This is a genomic window from Mesobacillus sp. QJM3NY_10 (genome assembly GCF_056173465.1).
Window position 1 is genome coordinate 3,442,311 of record NZ_CM149675.1, and the last position, 17,515, is coordinate 3,459,825.

The 17,515-nt window shown below is 43.7% G+C and carries 12 protein-coding genes, 1 other RNA gene and 1 other annotated feature; of the genes, 1 reads left to right on the top strand and 12 read right to left on the bottom strand.

Annotated elements, in window-relative coordinates; genetic code table 11:
• Positions 1–6: 6 nt before the first annotated feature.
• The 5 genes from AC0VX7_RS17420 to AC0VX7_RS17440 all read right to left on the bottom strand — a co-directional run bounded on the left by AC0VX7_RS17420 (position 7) and on the right by AC0VX7_RS17440 (position 5,243).
• Positions 7–768, bottom strand: a complete 762-nt coding sequence (locus AC0VX7_RS17420; protein WP_475425200.1) for a tRNA threonylcarbamoyladenosine dehydratase — start codon at positions 766–768, stop codon at positions 7–9.
• A gap of 532 nt (positions 769–1,300) precedes the next feature.
• A non-coding RNA gene (gene ssrS / locus AC0VX7_RS17425) (6S RNA) lies at positions 1,301–1,488 on the bottom strand.
• A 62-nt stretch (positions 1,489–1,550) separates the two neighbouring features.
• Complete coding sequence (gene aspS / locus AC0VX7_RS17430; RefSeq protein WP_475425201.1) at positions 1,551–3,326, bottom strand: aspartate--tRNA ligase; 1,776 nt, start codon at positions 3,324–3,326, stop codon at positions 1,551–1,553.
• 13 nt (positions 3,327–3,339) lie between these two features.
• A complete protein-coding gene (hisS, locus tag AC0VX7_RS17435) occupies positions 3,340–4,617 on the bottom strand; it encodes a histidine--tRNA ligase (RefSeq protein WP_475425202.1) in 1,278 nt (425 codons plus the stop codon).
• Between the two features lie 150 nt (positions 4,618–4,767).
• Positions 4,768–5,005, bottom strand: a binding site (T-box leader).
• A gap of 61 nt (positions 5,006–5,066) precedes the next feature.
• Positions 5,067–5,243, bottom strand: coding sequence for a hypothetical protein (locus AC0VX7_RS17440; RefSeq protein ID WP_023627182.1), 177 nt, complete (start codon positions 5,241–5,243; stop codon positions 5,067–5,069).
• 191 nt (positions 5,244–5,434) lie between these two features.
• On the opposite strand from AC0VX7_RS17440, the gene AC0VX7_RS17445 reads away from it, so the two are divergent.
• Complete coding sequence (locus AC0VX7_RS17445) at positions 5,435–7,204, top strand: SH3 domain-containing protein (protein WP_475425203.1); 1,770 nt, start codon at positions 5,435–5,437, stop codon at positions 7,202–7,204.
• Positions 7,205–7,302: 98 nt separating this feature from the next.
• Here AC0VX7_RS17445 and dtd read toward each other — a convergent pair whose 3' ends face one another.
• From dtd to secDF, 7 genes are all read right to left on the bottom strand, one after another.
• Positions 7,303–7,743, bottom strand: coding sequence for a D-aminoacyl-tRNA deacylase (gene dtd, locus AC0VX7_RS17450; RefSeq protein WP_475425204.1), 441 nt, complete (start codon positions 7,741–7,743; stop codon positions 7,303–7,305).
• Positions 7,744–7,796: 53 nt separating this feature from the next.
• Positions 7,797–9,989, bottom strand: a complete 2,193-nt coding sequence (locus AC0VX7_RS17455; RefSeq protein ID WP_475428194.1) for a RelA/SpoT family protein — start codon at positions 9,987–9,989, stop codon at positions 7,797–7,799.
• A gap of 466 nt (positions 9,990–10,455) precedes the next feature.
• Positions 10,456–10,968, bottom strand: coding sequence for an adenine phosphoribosyltransferase (locus tag AC0VX7_RS17460; RefSeq protein ID WP_215029065.1), 513 nt, complete (start codon positions 10,966–10,968; stop codon positions 10,456–10,458).
• Positions 10,959–13,325 carry a single-stranded-DNA-specific exonuclease RecJ gene (recJ, locus tag AC0VX7_RS17465; protein WP_475425205.1) on the bottom strand — a complete coding sequence of 789 codons (2,367 nt, stop codon included), beginning with the start codon at positions 13,323–13,325 and terminating at the stop codon, positions 10,959–10,961. Before recJ ends, AC0VX7_RS17460 begins: the two co-directional genes overlap by 10 nt.
• 164 nt (positions 13,326–13,489) lie before the next feature.
• Complete coding sequence (locus AC0VX7_RS17470) at positions 13,490–13,807, bottom strand: LapA family protein (protein ID WP_475425206.1); 318 nt, start codon at positions 13,805–13,807, stop codon at positions 13,490–13,492.
• Positions 13,808–13,827: 20 nt separating this feature from the next.
• Positions 13,828–14,751, bottom strand: a complete 924-nt coding sequence (locus AC0VX7_RS17475) for a cation diffusion facilitator family transporter (protein WP_475425207.1) — start codon at positions 14,749–14,751, stop codon at positions 13,828–13,830.
• Positions 14,752–15,096: 345 nt separating this feature from the next.
• Positions 15,097–17,367 carry a protein translocase subunit SecDF gene (secDF, locus tag AC0VX7_RS17480; RefSeq protein ID WP_475425208.1) on the bottom strand — a complete coding sequence of 757 codons (2,271 nt, stop codon included), beginning with the start codon at positions 17,365–17,367 and terminating at the stop codon, positions 15,097–15,099.
• Between the last annotated feature and the right edge of the window lie 148 nt (positions 17,368–17,515).

Below are 17,515 nucleotides of genomic sequence, written 5' to 3' on the forward strand. Positions count from 1 at the left end.
TATTTTTTAGCTATTCACACGTTCAATTTCAATGTCTTTTAACAATTCCCTGACAACATAACTTGCCATAATGAGTCCAGCTACTGACGGAACAAACGCATTTGAAGATGGCGGCATTTTCGCCTTCCGGATTTCGGCATTATCATTGCCGACCTCTTTGCGCACATCTTCACGGATCACAATCGGGCTTTCATCTGAAAAAACAACCGGAATCCCCTTTTTGACTCCTTCTTTGCGTAACCGAGTACGAATGACTTTGGCGAGTGGATCAGTGTGTGTCTTGAAAATGTCAGCAATCTGGAACCGCGTCGGATCCATTTTATTAGCTGCGCCCATGCTCGAAATCATTGGGATGTCACGTTTAATCGCTTCCTTGATCAGATGGATCTTATAAGAGATTGTATCAGAAGCATCCACAATAAAATCCAGATTGTAGCCAAAAATCTCTTCATATGTTTCTTCTGTATAGAACATTTTTAACGCAATGACTTCGCATTCAGGATTAATATCCATAATCCTGTCGCGCATTACTTCTACCTTCTGCTTGCCAACAGTCGAAAGAAGAGCAATCAGCTGGCGGTTAATATTGGTGATATCGACATCATCTTTGTCGATCAGAATCAGTTTACCAACACCCGATCTAGCTAAAGCTTCTGCCGCAAACGAACCGACCCCGCCTATGCCTAAAACAGCGACGGTACTATTTTTCATTATATCAAGGCCTTCCTTGCCGATGGCCAATTCATTACGAGAAAATTGATGAAGCATCCAGACTCACTCCAAATATAAGATTGATGTTACTATCTATACCCGCTTTTGAATATAACATACCCGGCGTTAATTTCAAGTATTTTTATAGGAATTAAAGTGTATGTTTTTGGATAAGGGTTTTGAAGTTGTATTAAGCTTAAGGTTTGGGGGAGTTATCAACTAAATGACGAACAGGATTAACACATTCTCTCGTATTCTGTCCGTCAACGCACCCATGACGGACAAGAATTGCACATTCTCTCGTATTTCTGTCCGTCATCACACCTATGACGGACAAGAATCACACATTTTCTTGTATTTCTGTCCGTCAGCACCCCTATGACGGACAAGAATTGCACATTCTCTCGTATTTCTGTCCGTCATCACACCTATGACGGACAAGAATCACACATTTTCTTGTATTTCTGTCCGTCAGCACACCTGTGTCGGACAAGAATTGCACATTTTCTCGTATTTCTGTCCGTCATCAATCCCGCCGCACAAAACAAAAAAACCATGCATCCGCATGGTTTTTGATTACGTATGTAGGAAGAGTCCCAATCGTGCCGTCGTGTTGGTTGCCTTCGTCTTGAACCCGCTCTCAGCAGGTGGGTGCCCTGTTCCGGGTTTCTGTAAGTCCTCTAGCCAGAGGCATTTACGCGGCCCGAAAACGCGAACTCCCGAAGGATAGATGTTAGGTCAAAACTTCAGGTTAAACAACGAACACATCAGGACTCTTCATCTGTTGTTATTATATTACCATATGCTTAAATGAACTTCAAGGATATGAACGCTGGATATTACTGGTCCTTCTTAACATTTAATGACAAATGCAGTTCATCGAGCTGCGCTTCGCTTACCTCGCCAGGGGCGTCTGTCAGCAGATCGCTTGCGCTTGCTGTTTTCGGGAACGCAATCGTATCGCGCAGGTTTGTTCTGCCAGCAAGAAGCATGACCATTCTGTCAAGGCCCAGGGCGATTCCGCCATGTGGAGGCGTTCCATATTCAAATGCCTCAAGAAGGAATCCAAACTGCTCGACTGCCTGTTCCTTTGTAAAACCAAGCACTGAGAACATTTTTTCCTGTACATCTCTTTCGAATATCCTTAGAGATCCGCCACCTAGCTCATATCCATTAAGGACAAGGTCATATGCCTGTGCCTTAACACTTGCTGGATCGCTCTCCAGCTTAGGAAGGTCTTCGCGCGCTGGCATTGTGAATGGATGGTGTGCCGCGAAATAACGGTCTGCTTCCTCATCGAACTCTAATAGTGGCCAATCTGTAATCCATAGGAAGTTAAATTTGCTCTGGTCAATCAATTCGAGCTCTTTACCAAGCTTTAAGCGCAACGCTCCAAGTGCGTCTGCTACTACAGACTTTTTATCTGCTACGAAAAGCAGAAGGTCCCCAGCCGAAACATCTAGCTTGGACTGAAGTGCTGCCTGTTCTTCTTCTCCAAAGAACTTCGAGATTGGGCCTTTCAAGCCGTCCTCTTCCGCTTTCAGCCACGCAAGACCTTTGGCACCATAAACAGATACAAATTCAGTCAATCCATCTATATCCTTACGTGAGTAGTTTGCCGCCGCACCTTTTACATTTATTGCTTTCACCTGGCCGCCGTTTGCAACTGCAGAAGCAAATACCTTAAAGCCGAAATCTTTAACCGTTTCTGAAAGATCGACAAGTTCCATTCCAAAACGAGTATCCGGCTTGTCAGAACCGAAGCGGCTCATTGCCTCATCATAGCTCATGCGAGGAAATGCATCTGTCACGTCAACGCCTTTTACATCCTTCATAACTTTTTGCATCATTTGTTCAGTCAGGCCCATGATTTCTTCCTGGCTCATGAAGCTTGTTTCAATATCGATTTGCGTGAATTCCGGCTGTCTGTCAGCTCGGAGGTCCTCATCACGGAAGCAGCGGGCAATCTGGTAATAGCGTTCAAATCCACCAACCATCATCAGCTGTTTAAAAATCTGCGGCGACTGAGGAAGAGCGTAGAATTCACCGGGATGGACACGGCTAGGCACTAGATAGTCACGTGCTCCCTCAGGTGTGCTCTTTGTTAAAATCGGTGTTTCAACGTCAAGGAAGCCTTCGCCATCAAGGAAGTCACGAATCGCTTTTGTTACCTGATGTCTCATCTTAAAAGTTTCGAACATTACCGGACGACGCAAGTCGAGATAACGGTACTTCAAACGAACATCTTCTGATACATCTGTTTTATCAGCGATCACGAAAGGTGTCGTCTTCGCTTCATTAATGATTGTCAGCTCTTCAACCTGGACTTCAATTTTTCCAGTTTTAAGATTTCCATTAATACTTCCTTCACTGCGGGCAATGACTGTCCCTTTTACATCAAGAACGTATTCCGTACGGACTTTTTCTGCAAGCGCAAGTGCTTCTGGTGAAACGTCAGGATTGAAAACAATCTGGACAAGGCCTGTCCTGTCGCGCAGGTCAATAAAAATCAGGCCGCCCAGGTCACGACGCTTCTGGACCCAGCCTTTCAGCGTTACCTTTTCACCAATTGCCTCTTCCGTTACCTCACCGCAAAAATATGATCTCCCAAACATCGAAACTCCCCCTCTACTTACAGATCTCTTTGAATTTTTCAATAAAACTCTCAAGCGGCAGTTCGGTTTGTTCCCCGTCCGCCATTGATTTTAGGTTGATTTTATTCGCTTTTAATTCATCCTCACCCAGCACTGCCACATATCTAGCATTCATCCTGTCTGCAGCCTTGAATTGGGCTTTGATTTTGCGATCCTGATAATCTCTTTCCGCAGAGAATCCGGCCATTCTCAGATTGTGGAGCAAGCCAACAGTATAATCTTTGGCTTCATCCCCCAATGAAACGAGGTAGCAATCAATTCCTTCATTGACCGGAAGCTCGACACCCTCTGCTTCCAATGCTGCAAGCAATCTTTCAATGCTTAACGCAAATCCGATACCAGGTGTTTCCGGTCCGCCGATTTCTTCGACAAGGCCATTGTACCTTCCACCGCCGCAAAGAGTCGTGATCGCTCCAAAGCCTTCTGCATCACTCATGATTTCAAAGGCTGTGTGGTTATAATAATCCAGGCCGCGCACTAGATTGGCGTCGACCTCGAATTCAATCCCCAGATCAGTCAAATACTTTGTCACTTTACTAAAATATTGAGCAGAATCATCTGTCAGGTAATCGATGATCGATGGTGCGGACTTCATCAATTCGTGGCCACGGTCTGCTTTGCAATCCAGGATTCGCATTGGATTTTTTTCAAGACGGTTCTGACAATCGCTGCAGAATTCCCCGATCCGAGGCTGGAAATGGCTAACTAAAGCATCCCTGTGAGCTTTTCTGCTTTCCTTATCTCCCAGGCTGTTCACAACAAGCTTGAGCTTTTTCAATCCAAGTTCCTTATAAAGGGACATGGCAAGGGAAATCACTTCAGCGTCAATCGCCGGGTCTGCACTTCCCATCGCCTCAACACCAAACTGCACAAACTGGCGGAAACGACCTGCCTGCGGACGTTCGTAACGGAACATAGGTCCCATATAGTAGAGCTTCACTGGCTGATTAGGACTTCCAAACATCTTATTTTCGACAAATGAGCGAACAGCCGCTGCTGTACCTTCAGGACGGAGCGTCAGGCTGCGGTCACCCCTGTCAGTGAAAGTGTACATTTCTTTTTGGACTATATCCGTTGTATCACCAACGCTTCGTTTAAACAGATCTGTATGCTCGAAAATCGGAGTTCTTAATTCCCGATATTGATATCTTTCACAAAGTTCTCTCGCCTTCGCTTCAATGAGCTGCCATTTCTCTGTCTGGCCTGGCAAAATGTCCTGTGTTCCACGAGGGATATTGATTTGATTAGACACAGTGCATCCTCCTCCATTCATTTCAAATCATTTTATAAGCTCTTACTTATAACTTGCTCTGGAACATCGCGAATCTAGCAACATTCCTATGAAAAACCAGCCTATGTAAAAAAAAGAATACAAAAAAGCCCCCAATCCCTTGCCATAATAACAAGGGACGAGAGCTTTGAATTCCCGTGGTGCCACCCTAATTGAAGCGCATGAATGCACTTCCTCTTTAACAGTTAACGCCTGAATACGTCTTCTCCTAATGATGGAATTACCCATGTTCAGAGAAAATCCTACGGAGTGTTCATTCACCAAGTCATCATGCAGAAATGCTTTCAGCCACGGCATTTCCTCTCTTTTCACCTGTTTCCTGGCTACTATGCTCCATCAACGGTATATTTTCTATATAACATTTTATTTATATTATAATACGGAGTACAAATGGCAATGTCAAGCACTATTCAAGAACGTTCAATCTGTTTTTTCAGTTTTCTTACATCACGGAGAGACAGCCCGAATTCCGAAGCTAATTCTACAGTGTTAGTGCTTTGTTCCTTTTGGATAAAATCGTGGAAATCCACTCCGAATAATTGATTCTCCCCGAATGAAGCAGATCTTCCTTTATCACTGAACCGCATGGTATCACCTTCCATTGTTTATTGCTTACTATTCTTCCCAGCCTCTGTAAAAAGTTTTCATGAAATTGAGATATTCTTTTTATACTTGAATTTATCTCGCTCCATACCGATATAAGAAAAAAGTCCTCGTGATTTTACCGGAAAAATCCGGTAATATATTTTTATAGAGAATAAGAGAGGGAGGGAGATCTTTGCCCAAAAACAGAATGGTTCCTATCATCCTTTGCTTGATGCTCATTTTCGGGAGCCTTCCAGCTTTAGAATCAGCTCGGGCAGATAATGGAAGTGTCTCGATCACTGCAACAAGTTTGAATGTAAGGACTGGGCCGGGACTAAGTTACCCGATATCAAGTTCAGTTAAAAAGGGAGAAAAGTTTTCAATCGTCAAGGAGGAAGGCGATTGGATCCAGATCAGCCTTGGAGGCAGTAAAAAAGGCTGGGTAGCACAATGGTTTACTGCCAAGGAAGCTGCCAAAACAGCTGTTTCACCAGCTGTCTCTTCAAATACCAAAGCTGCAGGCAATGTCACAGTCAATGGTTTGAGGGTAAGAAAAGGGCCGGGCACAAACCACCAGGTATTAGGGTCGTTTAGCAGTGGACAAGCTGTCGAAATCCTTAGCTACAATGGCAATTGGGCAGAAGTTAGCTCTACAGGCTTACGAGGCTGGGTCTCGAAGGAATACATAACTGTAAAAGAGAACAAGAGTAGTGAAGCTCCGCCAGCCAGCACCAAAACAAGCGGAATTGTCACCGCTACTTCCCTGAATGTCAGGGAAAAGCCTTCATTGAACTCTGGCAAAATTGGGCAATTAAGTTATGGTGCTGCAGTTACAGTCCATTCCCAGTCAAATGGCTGGGCGGAGATAACTTACGCAGGGAAAAGTGCCTGGGTAAGCGCTGAGTATCTAAAAATCAGTGGAAAACCAGAGGCTGACAGCGGAAAGGCTCCAGCGCCTGTTGATCAATTCACAGGCACGGTCACCGCTTCCCACCTGAACGTTCGTGACAAGAATTCCCTGGATGGCAAAGTCATCGGTTCTGTATCAAAGGGACAAAGCTTTAAAATCCTTGATGAACAAAACAATTGGGTCAAGATTGAGTTCCAGTCTGGCAAAACAGGCTGGGCAGCAGGGTGGTTTTTCGATAAAAAGAAAAACGGACCCGTCGCTGCACCTAGCCAGTCCGTGAAAAACAGCAGTGTCTCCATGCTTCATAATGGGACAAATATCCGCAAGGGTCCAAGCACCGGCACAGCTGTCATTTTCCGTGCCAATCAGGGGGACAGCTTTGAAATCATCAGCGTCGAAAAAGATTGGTATAAAATCGCGCTTCCAAATGGGGCGAGCGGCTTTGTAGCTGGCTGGATTGTTTCTGTACAGGGAACTGCCCCGCAAATAGAGCGACCGGGAGCGGAAAAGCATACAAAGAATAAAACGATTGTCATCGATCCTGGGCACGGCGGCAGAGATAACGGGACAACTGGTGTTAGAGGAACATTGGAAAAAACGCTCACCCTGAAAACAGCCCAGCTTTTATATGACAAACTAAGAGCTGCCGGCACGAACGTTATCCTGACCAGAAACAATGATCATTACATTTCACTAGGCTCAAGGGTTAGCAGCTCCCACTACCATAATGCCGATGCTTTTATCAGCATTCATTACGACAGCATCAATGATAGGACTGTAAGGGGCATGACGACTTACTATTACAATTCCAAGCAAAAGCCGTTGGGTGAACAAATCCATTCTTCGGCTGTAAGCAAAACAATGTTGAAGGATCGAGGCACCCGGTTTGGGGACTATCACGTCATCAGGGAAAACAAGCAAGCTGCCGTCCTGCTTGAACTTGGTTATTTGAGCAATCCCACGGAAGAGATGCTTGTCAATACAAGTCAATATCAGGAAGCAGTAGCTAACGGGATCTTTGAAGGACTTGCCCGCTATTTTAAGAATAAGTAAGAGTTTCTCAATTCGATACTCGAATCACCTGATATCCAATAGTGAATTACATTTCTAAACCAAAAAGAAGGTATCCCACGGGATACCTTCTTTTTGGTTTATTTACTATCAATAATCAATGTAACCGGACCGTCATTTGTCAATTGAACATCCATCATGGCGCCAAATACACCGGTTTCCACCTTGATTCCTTTTTCAGCAAGGAAGGTGTTGAATGCTTCATAAACAGTTTCTGCATGGTCTGGCTTTGCTGCGTCCATAAAGTTCGGGCGTCGCCCCTTGCGGCAGTCACCATACAGTGTAAACTGCGAAACGGAAAGAATCTCTCCTCCTACATCGAGAAGGGACAAGTTCATCTTTCCTGCTTCATCCTCAAATACCCTGAGATTAGCAGCCTTCTCGGCAAGAAAGGCAGCATCTTTTTCTGAATCATCATGGGTAACGCCCACAAGGATAACAAATCCCTTGTTAATGGAGCCTGTTATCTTTCCATCAACTGTCACTTTAGCTTCTTTGCTTCTCTGTATCACTAAACGCATCGCGAATCTCCTTACACATCGGTCTCCACAATTGGATTATGGTTAAAATCAGACTAACTCATTACCCTTCTGACAGCATAGATGTCTGGAATTTGCTTGATCCGGTCCACGACTTTTTGAAGGTGGCTGACATTATGGATGGCGATCGACATATTGATAGTCGCCATTTTATTTTTGTCAGATTTCCCGGATACTGCGGTAATGTTTGTCTTCGTTTCATTTACGGCTTGCAGTACTTCATTCAGCAATCCCCTACGGTCATAGCCGCTGATTTCAATATCAACGTTATACTCTTTGCGATCATTCAAGGCGGTTTCCCATTCTACCGGGATCAGCCTTGCCTGCGCATCCTCTGTATGGATGTTCGTGCAATCAGAACGGTGAACAGATACTCCTCGGCCTTTTGTGATAAAACCAACAATATCGTCCCCAGGTACAGGGTTGCAGCAACGGGATAGCCTGATCAGCAAATTATCGATACCAGACACCCGGACGCCAGACTCACGTTTCTTGGCAGGAGTAAATGCCTTAAGCTCGGAAACAGCATTTGAAATGTCCTTTTCCTGTTCCATGTCACGCTGCTTGCGCAGTTTTTCTGTCAGTCTGTTCGCCACCTGCAGGGCTGTTATTCCGTTATAGCCGATTGAAGCAAACAGATCTTCTTCATTGGTGAAATTATACTTATCCGCAACCTTTTTCAGGTTTTCAGATGTCAAAATTTCTTTCACATCAAAATCCATATTGCGGATTTCTTTTTCCAGAAGCTCTCGGCCCTTTTCTACATTTTCGTCCTTCTGCTGTTTCTTGAAGAATTGGCGAATTTTGTTTTTGGCCTGTGAGGTCTGGGCAAGCTTCAACCAATCCTTGCTCGGTCCATAAGAGTGTTTAGAAGTGAGGATCTCGATGATATCCCCCGTTTTCAACTGGTAATCAAGAGTCACCATCTTGCCATTGACCTTGGCACCAATCGTCTTATTGCCGATCTCAGAGTGGATCCGATAAGCGAAATCGATTGGAACTGAACCTGAAGGCAATTCGATGACATCGCCTTTCGGGGTGAAAATAAATACCATATCCGAGAAAAGGTCAATTTTTAGAGATTCCATGAACTCTTCTGCATTCGCAGTGTCATTCTGGAATTCAAGGATTTCACGGAACCATGATAGCTTCGTTTCAAAATTGGAAGTTTCAGTTGGTTTGCCCTCTTTATATGCCCAGTGGGCCGCAACCCCGAATTCAGCAATTCTGTGCATTTCATCTGTTCGGATCTGGACTTCCAGCGGATCGCCTTTAGGACCGATTACGGTAGTGTGCAGTGATTGGTACATATTAGGCTTTGGCATCGCGATATAGTCCTTGAAACGGCCAGGCATTGGTTTCCAGCAAGTATGGATGATACCAAGGATTGCGTAGCAGTCCTTGATGCTGTTGACGACAATCCGGACAGCCAGCAAATCATAGATTTCATTGAACTGCTTGTTTTGCAGCACCATTTTACGATAGATGCTGTATATATGCTTCGGCCTTCCGGAAATTTCAGCCTTGATTGAGACTTCATTCAGCCGTTCTTTCACTTCGTCAATGACTTCAACCAGATATTGCTCGCGTTCCGCTCTTTTCTTTTTCATCAGGTTGACAATACGGTAATACTGCTGTGGATTCAGATAGCGTAAAGCTGTATCTTCAAGTTCCCATTTGATTTTTGAAATACCGAGCCTGTGAGCCAGCGGCGCGAAAATCTCCAGCGTTTCATTCGAAATCCTGCGCTGTTTTTCACTCGGCAAATGCTTCAAGGTCCTCATGTTATGAAGGCGGTCAGCCAGCTTGATCAAGATGACACGAATATCCTGCGCCATCGCAACAAACATCTTCCGGTGATTTTCGGCCTGTTGCTCTTCGTGCGACTTGTACTTTATTTTGCCAAGCTTCGTGACACCATCAACAAGCATTGCCACTTCGTCATTGAAGGCCTCACTTATATCATCAAGAGTCACATCCGTATCCTCGACGACATCATGAAGAAAACCAGCTGCAACCGTAGCCGGGTCCATCTCAAGGTCAGCCAAGATTCCTGCTACCTGGATCGGGTGGATAATGTACGGTTCCCCGGATTTCCTGAATTGATCATGATGAGCCTGTCTGGCGAACTCATATGCCTTTTTTACCAATTCAATATGTTCATCATTCAAATATGATTTTGTACAGTCAATGACTTGTTCTGCGGTCATTACCTGGTCATTCGCCATAGGATCACCTAATTTAAATTTCTTTATATTAACCCGCATTTTCTCTCCAGCGGGAACCAAGGAAAGAGTCGACGTAAATACGAAAAGCGCAAGCGCCTTGTCCAGCCCCGACAAGCGCTGGAGGGCCGACCATTGAAGTCGTTCTTTGACTTCATTGGGCGGACCGAAGCGACTCGAGGGGCTAGGCGCTGTAGCTGGACAATTATCAAAGTAAATTTTACATTTTATTCTAAAACAAAACCCTTTATATACAATAATTATTCTTATAAAGGATTGTTACTATTATCAAAGAAAAAATCGAAGATGTAAAGAGAAAGGAAGATATTTTACAGCAGAATTTAAAAAAATTGTCGAAATATATTTTATTCCATTCAATTATAGGGTTATTTTTGCAAATCTGGATGCCTTTGAATGCATTTTTTTGATTATAAGAAAAGGGCACTTCACAATGAAGCGCCCGGTCAATTTAATATTGCATCAAGGTTAAGATATCATAGCCATCCAGCTTTTTGCGGCCATCGAGATACGTAAGTTCAATCAGGAAGGCGATACCTGCCACGATTCCTCCTAGTTCTTCAACTAGCTTGATCGTTGCTTCGATCGTTCCGCCAGTTGCCAGCAAGTCATCGGTGATTAATACTCTTTGTCCTGGCTTGATCGCGTCTTTGTGGATTGTTAAAACGTCACTTCCATATTCAAGTCCGTAATTGACCTTGATTGTTTCGCGCGGGAGCTTTCCTTCCTTCCTTACAGGAGCGAAACCTACACCATGAGCATAGGCAACCGGACAACCGATGATGAAGCCGCGTGCTTCAGGACCCACTACAAGATCAATTTGCTTTTCACGGGCATAGATCACGATTTGGTCTGTTGCATATCTATAAGCCTCGCCATTGTCCATTAAGGTTGTAATGTCCTTAAATTTAATGCCAGGCTTTGGCCAATCGGGAACGATTGTTATAAATTGTTTCAAATCCATTGAATAATTGCCTCCTCATTTTTCACCGACTCTTGAATGAATTGGTCAAACCAATTCTTCAATTGCTCATACGATGAGTAGAGCAATTCATTTTCAAGAGTGAATGCTTGCACCTTGTGCTGATATGTTTTGGATTCAGTTAGATCCCTTTTCGGGACATCTTTTTCAAGTGAAATAAACCCATTGTTTATTTTAACAAAATCTAGTTCAAAAAACACCTGCGACATGAATTCTACCGTTTCTTTTGTCCACCCTCTATGCTTGGCCAATTCGCTGCCATGACGTTTAAGATCAAATGGCCCTTTCTTTGCGAGGAAAGCGTAAAACCATTTGAAATGCTCCCTGGTTGGCATAGTCGTGAAGAAATCGCTGTTCTCTTTGTAAAAGTGGGCATAGACTCTTCCTGGATTTTTCCCGGCAAATAATTTCTCCAGGATATCTTTGGAAGGCGGCAGATCCATCAGCACGACATAAGATTGACCTAACTCGATTTGTTCAGCTTTCTCCTCTGTTGATACTAGGTCCAATGAGTCTCCGATAATAGGAGAAAACTTATTTTTTAAATCGGAGTTGAAGAGAATCCATTTAATATTACTTCCAGGAATCATATCTGGAAGCTTTTCCAATCTTTTAAGCCCACGGAAATCGAATAGCTGCCAGGACTTGACGGCTACGTCCCTGAGAAAAATCTGCGGCTTCTTATTATTGTTCCATTCGTTGATCGACAGTTCGCCAATGACGGACAGTTTCGAGCTCGGCGAAATATGGTCATGGAGATGTCCAAAACCAAATCCTATTCCATCTATCACAGTACCTTCCTCTTCAAGTGCCAGCTTAAGATGTGACTGATCTGCCCCTATCTTTCTCAGGGTTGAAATATTAGCTCCATCAATCAGCACTTTCGGTTTAGGGTTGCTTACGCCGTATGGAGAAAGCATTCCAAGTTCATTTATCGTTTCAATGGTAATCTCTTTCACATCTATTCTGGCATCGATATGAGATACCGGAATTAAATCCTCTTCTTTCAGCTGCTCTTTTGCCAGTGCATTCAACCTTGACCTCAATGCGTCAACATCATTAAGATTCAATGTCATACCCGCAGCCATTGGATGGCCGCCAAAATGCGGAAGAATATCTCTGCAGGTTGATAGATTCTTAAAAAGATCAAAACCGGCGATACTTCGTGCAGAACCCTTCGCAAGCCCCTTCTCTTTATCGAAACTAAGTACGATTGTTGGGCGGTAATATTTTTCAACGAGCTTGGAGGCTACAATGCCAATAACTCCTGCGTTCCAGCCTTCCTTGCCGACGACAAGGACTGAATTATCTTCTATTGGATAATACATTTCCACTTCGGCAACTGCTTCTTCGGCAATTTGTGAAACAATGTTCTGCCGTTCTTTATTGATTGAATCAATCTCTTCCGCAAGCATCATCGCCTCTTCCGGATCATGAGTCATCATCAATTGAACGGCAGGGTCAGCGCTGCCGAGTCGTCCGGCTGCATTAACCCTCGGGCCAATCATAAAACCGATTGTTTCTTCATCAATGGCTGCCCTGTCTGTTTTAGCCAGCTTAAGCAGTGCATTCAAACCAGGTGTCTGGCTCGACTTCAATTTCTCTATTCCCCTCAGAGCAATCAGCCTGTTCTCTCCCAGCAGGGGTACAAGGTCGGCAATTGTCCCAATAGCGGCAAACTCCAACAAATGCTCCGGTACTCTCCCAAGCAAAGCGTGTGCAACCTTAAAAGCGACTCCTACACCAGCTAAATCCTTGAAAGGGTATACACTGTCGTCCAGCTTTGGATGGATGATCGCAAACGCATCCGGCAGAAGTGGGCCTGGTTCATGGTGATCCGTTATGATCAAGTCGACACCTAAGTCTTTGGCAACAGTTGCTTCATGAAGAGCTGAAATGCCCGTATCGACAGTAATGATCAAGCCAACTCCGCTGTCTGCGGCACTGCGGAATGCTTTCTCATTAGGACCGTACCCTTCTGTAAAACGGTTCGGTATGTAAAAGTCGGCATTTGCTCCGAGTTCAGCCAGGGCTTTCATCAGGACCGTCGTACTGCTTACACCATCAGCATCATAATCACCAAATACCAAAATAGGCTCCTGCGTTTCTATTGCCTTATTGATCCGCTCAACTGCCTTATCCATATCTTTAAGCAAAAATGGGTCGTGAAATTCGCTTTTTTGCCCAAATAAAAAATACCGGGCATCTTCCACGGTATCCAGTCCGCGATTGACTAACAGAGAAGCAGTCAGATGATTTATGTTCAGGTCTTTAGCGAGTGAATCTATTATTGTCTGGTCAGATTTTTTAACAATCCACCTTGATTTTGGCTTTAACATACGTTCACCTCTCAGCTTTTTCATTATACAAAAGCGAAGAGTCGGTTTCAATGACAATGAATGCTAATAAGGACTTTTAATTTATGAACAGTTAATGATTTATATTAAAACAGTGGCGAATATATTAAAATGGCAGCATATTTGTATGCTGCCATCTTGCTGGATTAATGAATATCTTCTATTTCGTGCTGAGGTGCTGCTTCCTCCGGCAGAGTTTCCTTTTGGGCCAGCTGAGCTTCTAGTGAATTGTTTCTCTTCTTCAATGTCTTTACTTCCCTTTGAAGGACAAACATCCTGAATAGACCGACAGAGCCAACGATAATTCCGCCCATTAATACAGAGCCTAAGATGACCAAAATCAACGGCCATTTTGATTCCCCAAATAAATAGTTCACTGTTACTGGATCGACATTGATGACTGCAAAAACAGCAACAATCAACGCAAATGCAAGTCCCAGCAGTAATGTCCATTGAAACTTCATGCTATCTCCTCCCCTGAGACTTATTGAATATCTACGCCATCTTCAGAACTTCCACTCTCACTGTATGGGTTTATATGGACCAGAACGTTTTGGACGTTTTTGTTTTCCATCAGTTTTTTCTTCACATTTTTACCAATCCGGTGGCCCTGTTCTACGGTAATATGTGGATCGACAGATATTTTCAAATCAATGATAACATAATGGCCGTGCTCTCTGGCATGCAATTCATCCAAGTTTTTCACTTCTGGTATGGATTGTACAACATTCCTGAATTCTTCTGTATCCTCATCATGAAGAACATGGTCAAGTGTGTTATGGATTGATTCCTTGCCAAGCTTCCATGCCATCCTGATGACCAGCAAGGCTACAAGCAGTCCGGTCACCGGGTCGGCATACTCCAGCCAGCCTATTCCAAAGACGCCGCCCAGCACGGCAGCGCTGATCCCTATAAGTGCTGCTATGGAAGAGTAGACATCTGATCTATGCTCATACGCATTGACAATCAGTGCATCACTTTTCAATTGCTTACCCAATTTGTATTTGTATCTGAACATTCCCTCTTTAACAATAATTGAAACGACAACAGCCACTATCGCGATTGATTTGGGAGGTTCAATGGGATGAAAAAATGCTTCGAACGATGATCTGCCGATTTCGACTCCTACAAGCATCAATAATACTGCAACAATGATGGCAGCAATTGATTCGGCCTTTCCATGGCCGTAAGGATGGTCTTCATCTGGCGGAGCTTTCGCTGCCTTGAGACCTATGTATACAGCTAATGAACCAACTACATCAGATGCAGAATGGACAGCATCCGCTACAAGTGCTTTACTGTTCGCATAAATGCCTACTCCCCACTTTAATCCCGCAAGTAAAATATTTCCGACAACACCAACCATTGCCGCAAATTCAGCTTTCTTAAATCGAACATCTTTTTCCAATAGCAAAATCCCTCCCTGTACAGAGCTTTTTATCCTCGTTCTTCTTTTTCCACCATATTTAGTCTCTCGGCATTCCTTTTATTTTATCCTGAAAAACGGCTTTTCTAACCATGGAGAACAAAAAGCGCAAGCGCCTCGTTCAGCCCCGACAAGCGCTGGAGGACCGACCAGTGAAGTCGTTCTTTGACTTCATTGGGCGGACCGAAGCGACTCGAGGGGCTAGGCGCTGTAGCTGGATTAAGAAAACCCGTATAGTTATCCACATTGAAATTTTTTTTAATTTCCTAGTAAACGAAAAAATACCACGGGGTAACCCCATGGTATTTTGGATTTGCTTTTATGAAATTAAACTTGCGGCTCATCTGAGTAAACTTTCTTTTCCTTGTAAGTCTTAATTGTGCCTTTTTTCTTAAGCTCTTTATTTTTCCATACATACCACAGCTGTGCTGCAATGAAAATGGAAGAATAAGTACCGGCAATCAGACCAATAAGAAGGGCGAAAGAGAAGTTCCAGATGGATGAACTTCCGAATATCAACAGAGCCACGACTGTTATGACAACAGTCAGAATTGTGTTGACCGAACGGCCAAGAGTCTGACGAAGAGAAGAATTCACTACATCCGCAATATCTTCCGGTGTCTTTAATCGTTTCTTCTTCACCATATTCTCACGCATCCTGTCAAAAGTAACAATCGTATCATTGATTGAATAACCGACAATTGTCAGGACCGCCGCAATGAATGTGATATCTACCTCAAGCCTTGTCAGACTGAATAGAACAACAATAAAGAAGGCATCATGAAGCAGTGCCACAATGGCAGCTAACGCCATATAGATTTCAAAGCGGATCGTTACATAAATAATGATCCCAATTGATGCAATCGCAACAGCAATCATCGCATTTTTAGCCAGTTCCTTACCGATTGTTGGTGAAACTGTACCGACGTTTGGTTCAGCTCCGAACTCTTCCTTAAAGTGGGATTTCAGTTCAGAAATTTTGTCCTTTGTTAAAACCGTTTTAAATCTTGCGACGCCAATTTCACCATTATCACCAGAAATAACAATATCGTTTGTTTCCAGTTCAACTTGCTTAAGCTCTTCCTTCAACTGTTCCGCTGTAAGTTTGCTGTCAGACATGACTTCTACCCTTGTCCCAGCCGCAAAATCGATTCCAAGATTCAGGCGGAACACGAGGAGTGCAATCAGTCCAACACCAATAAGAATGGCTGATGCAGTAAAGAACTTGTTTCGGCTCTTGATGAAGTCGAAACGATCGAATTTGGTTTTTAAATCTAGTGAATCTAAGCCTTCAGAGATATCATGAACTTCACTAGGTTTTACGCCGAACAAGCCCGGCTTGTTTTTAAACAATCCGCTGTTCACAAGTAACCCTAGGAACAATCGTGCACCGAAAACTGCTGTGATAAAACTTGCCAGGATACTGATGATCAGCATGGTCGCAAAGCCTTTTACAGAGCTTGTACCATATGCGAATAATACGATAGCAGCAAGCAATGTCGTTAAGTTGGCATCAAAGATAGTAGACAGGGAGCCTTTGCTGCCCGCATCGAATGCAGCTTTGATATTCCGGCCAACCTTTAATTCTTCTTTGATCCGTTCATAAGTGATGATATTTGCATCTACCGCCATGCCGACACCTAGGATCAATGCCGCGATACCAGGAAGTGTGAGTACCCCGTTCATCCAATCAAATACAAGCAGGATGAGGTACACGTAAATAGATAAAGTTATAACTGCGACTATACCAGGGATACGGTATAGGACCAGCATGAATACAAAAACAGCAAGAATACCGATAATCCCCGCAAAAACAGTTTCATTTAAAGCCTGTTCACCGAACTTGGCTCCAACTGAAGTAGAGTACGTCTCCTCCAGGTTAACCGGTAATGATCCGGCATTAAGAAGAGAAGCAAGCTGCTGCGCTTCTTCAATTGTAAAATTACCTGTAATTTCAACATTTTTTTGATTTAAGATCTTATCAACGTTAGGATTGGAAAGGAATTTAGGTTCAGGATTCATCCTTTCTTCCTTATAGGAATCCTTCCCTTCCTCGAAATCAAGCCAGATAATCAGCTGATTTTCCGGATACATATCACGGATTTCCTTTGTGATCTCACCAAATTGGTCCCCATCTTTAAGAGTAATCGAAATGCTTGGCTTGTTTTGCTGGTCGAAGCTTTGCTTCGCGCCGTTTTCTTCCAAGTCACTTCCATCCATCATGACGCGGTCGTTCACGTCACGGAAGGTAAGATTCGCTTCGGTAGAAAGGATTTCACGTGCTTTATTTTGGTCTTTTACGCCAGCGAGCTGAACGCGAATCCGGTCATCTCCTTCAATTTGGATATTCGGTTCACTGACACCAAGGACGTTGACCCTTCGCTCAAGCGCTTCAGCAGTGCTCTTCAAGGTTTCACGGTCAACAGCCTCGCCTTCTTTGCCATTTAGAGGCGTGACTTCATAAAGAACTTCAAAACCACCCTGCAGGTCAAGACCAAGCTTGATATCTTTCAATATATTCTGGGTTGTTGCACCCATGGCACTTCCAATTAAGATCACCAGCAAAAAGAAGGCCAAGATGCGGCTGCGTTTTACCATTATGTATAAATCCTCCTTATTCTTCGCACACAACATGCTGCCAGACAAATAAAACATAAGACTATGAAAATAAACAGTAGCCAATTTATAGCATTCTAATTATGTAACAGTTTAAAAAAACTGTCAATTAAGCATTTCCGTTAACTAA

Coding starts and splice junctions, on each gene's coding strand:
- AC0VX7_RS17420 (WP_475425200.1), bottom strand. CDS start 768: ATGCTTCATCAATTTTCTCGTAATGAATTGGCCATCGGCAAGGAAGGC.
- aspS (WP_475425201.1), bottom strand. CDS start 3,326: ATGTTTGGGAGATCATATTTTTGCGGTGAGGTAACGGAAGAGGCAATT.
- AC0VX7_RS17440 (WP_023627182.1), bottom strand. CDS start 5,243: ATGCGGTTCAGTGATAAAGGAAGATCTGCTTCATTCGGGGAGAATCAA.
- dtd (WP_475425204.1), bottom strand. CDS start 7,743: ATGCGTTTAGTGATACAGAGAAGCAAAGAAGCTAAAGTGACAGTTGAT.
- AC0VX7_RS17455 (WP_475428194.1), bottom strand. CDS start 9,989: ATGGCGAATGACCAGGTAATGACCGCAGAACAAGTCATTGACTGTACA.
- AC0VX7_RS17460 (WP_215029065.1), bottom strand. CDS start 10,968: ATGGATTTGAAACAATTTATAACAATCGTTCCCGATTGGCCAAAGCCT.
- recJ (WP_475425205.1), bottom strand. CDS start 13,325: ATGTTAAAGCCAAAATCAAGGTGGATTGTTAAAAAATCTGACCAGACA.
- AC0VX7_RS17470 (WP_475425206.1), bottom strand. CDS start 13,807: ATGAAGTTTCAATGGACATTACTGCTGGGACTTGCATTTGCGTTGATT.
- secDF (WP_475425208.1), bottom strand. CDS start 17,367: ATGGTAAAACGCAGCCGCATCTTGGCCTTCTTTTTGCTGGTGATCTTA.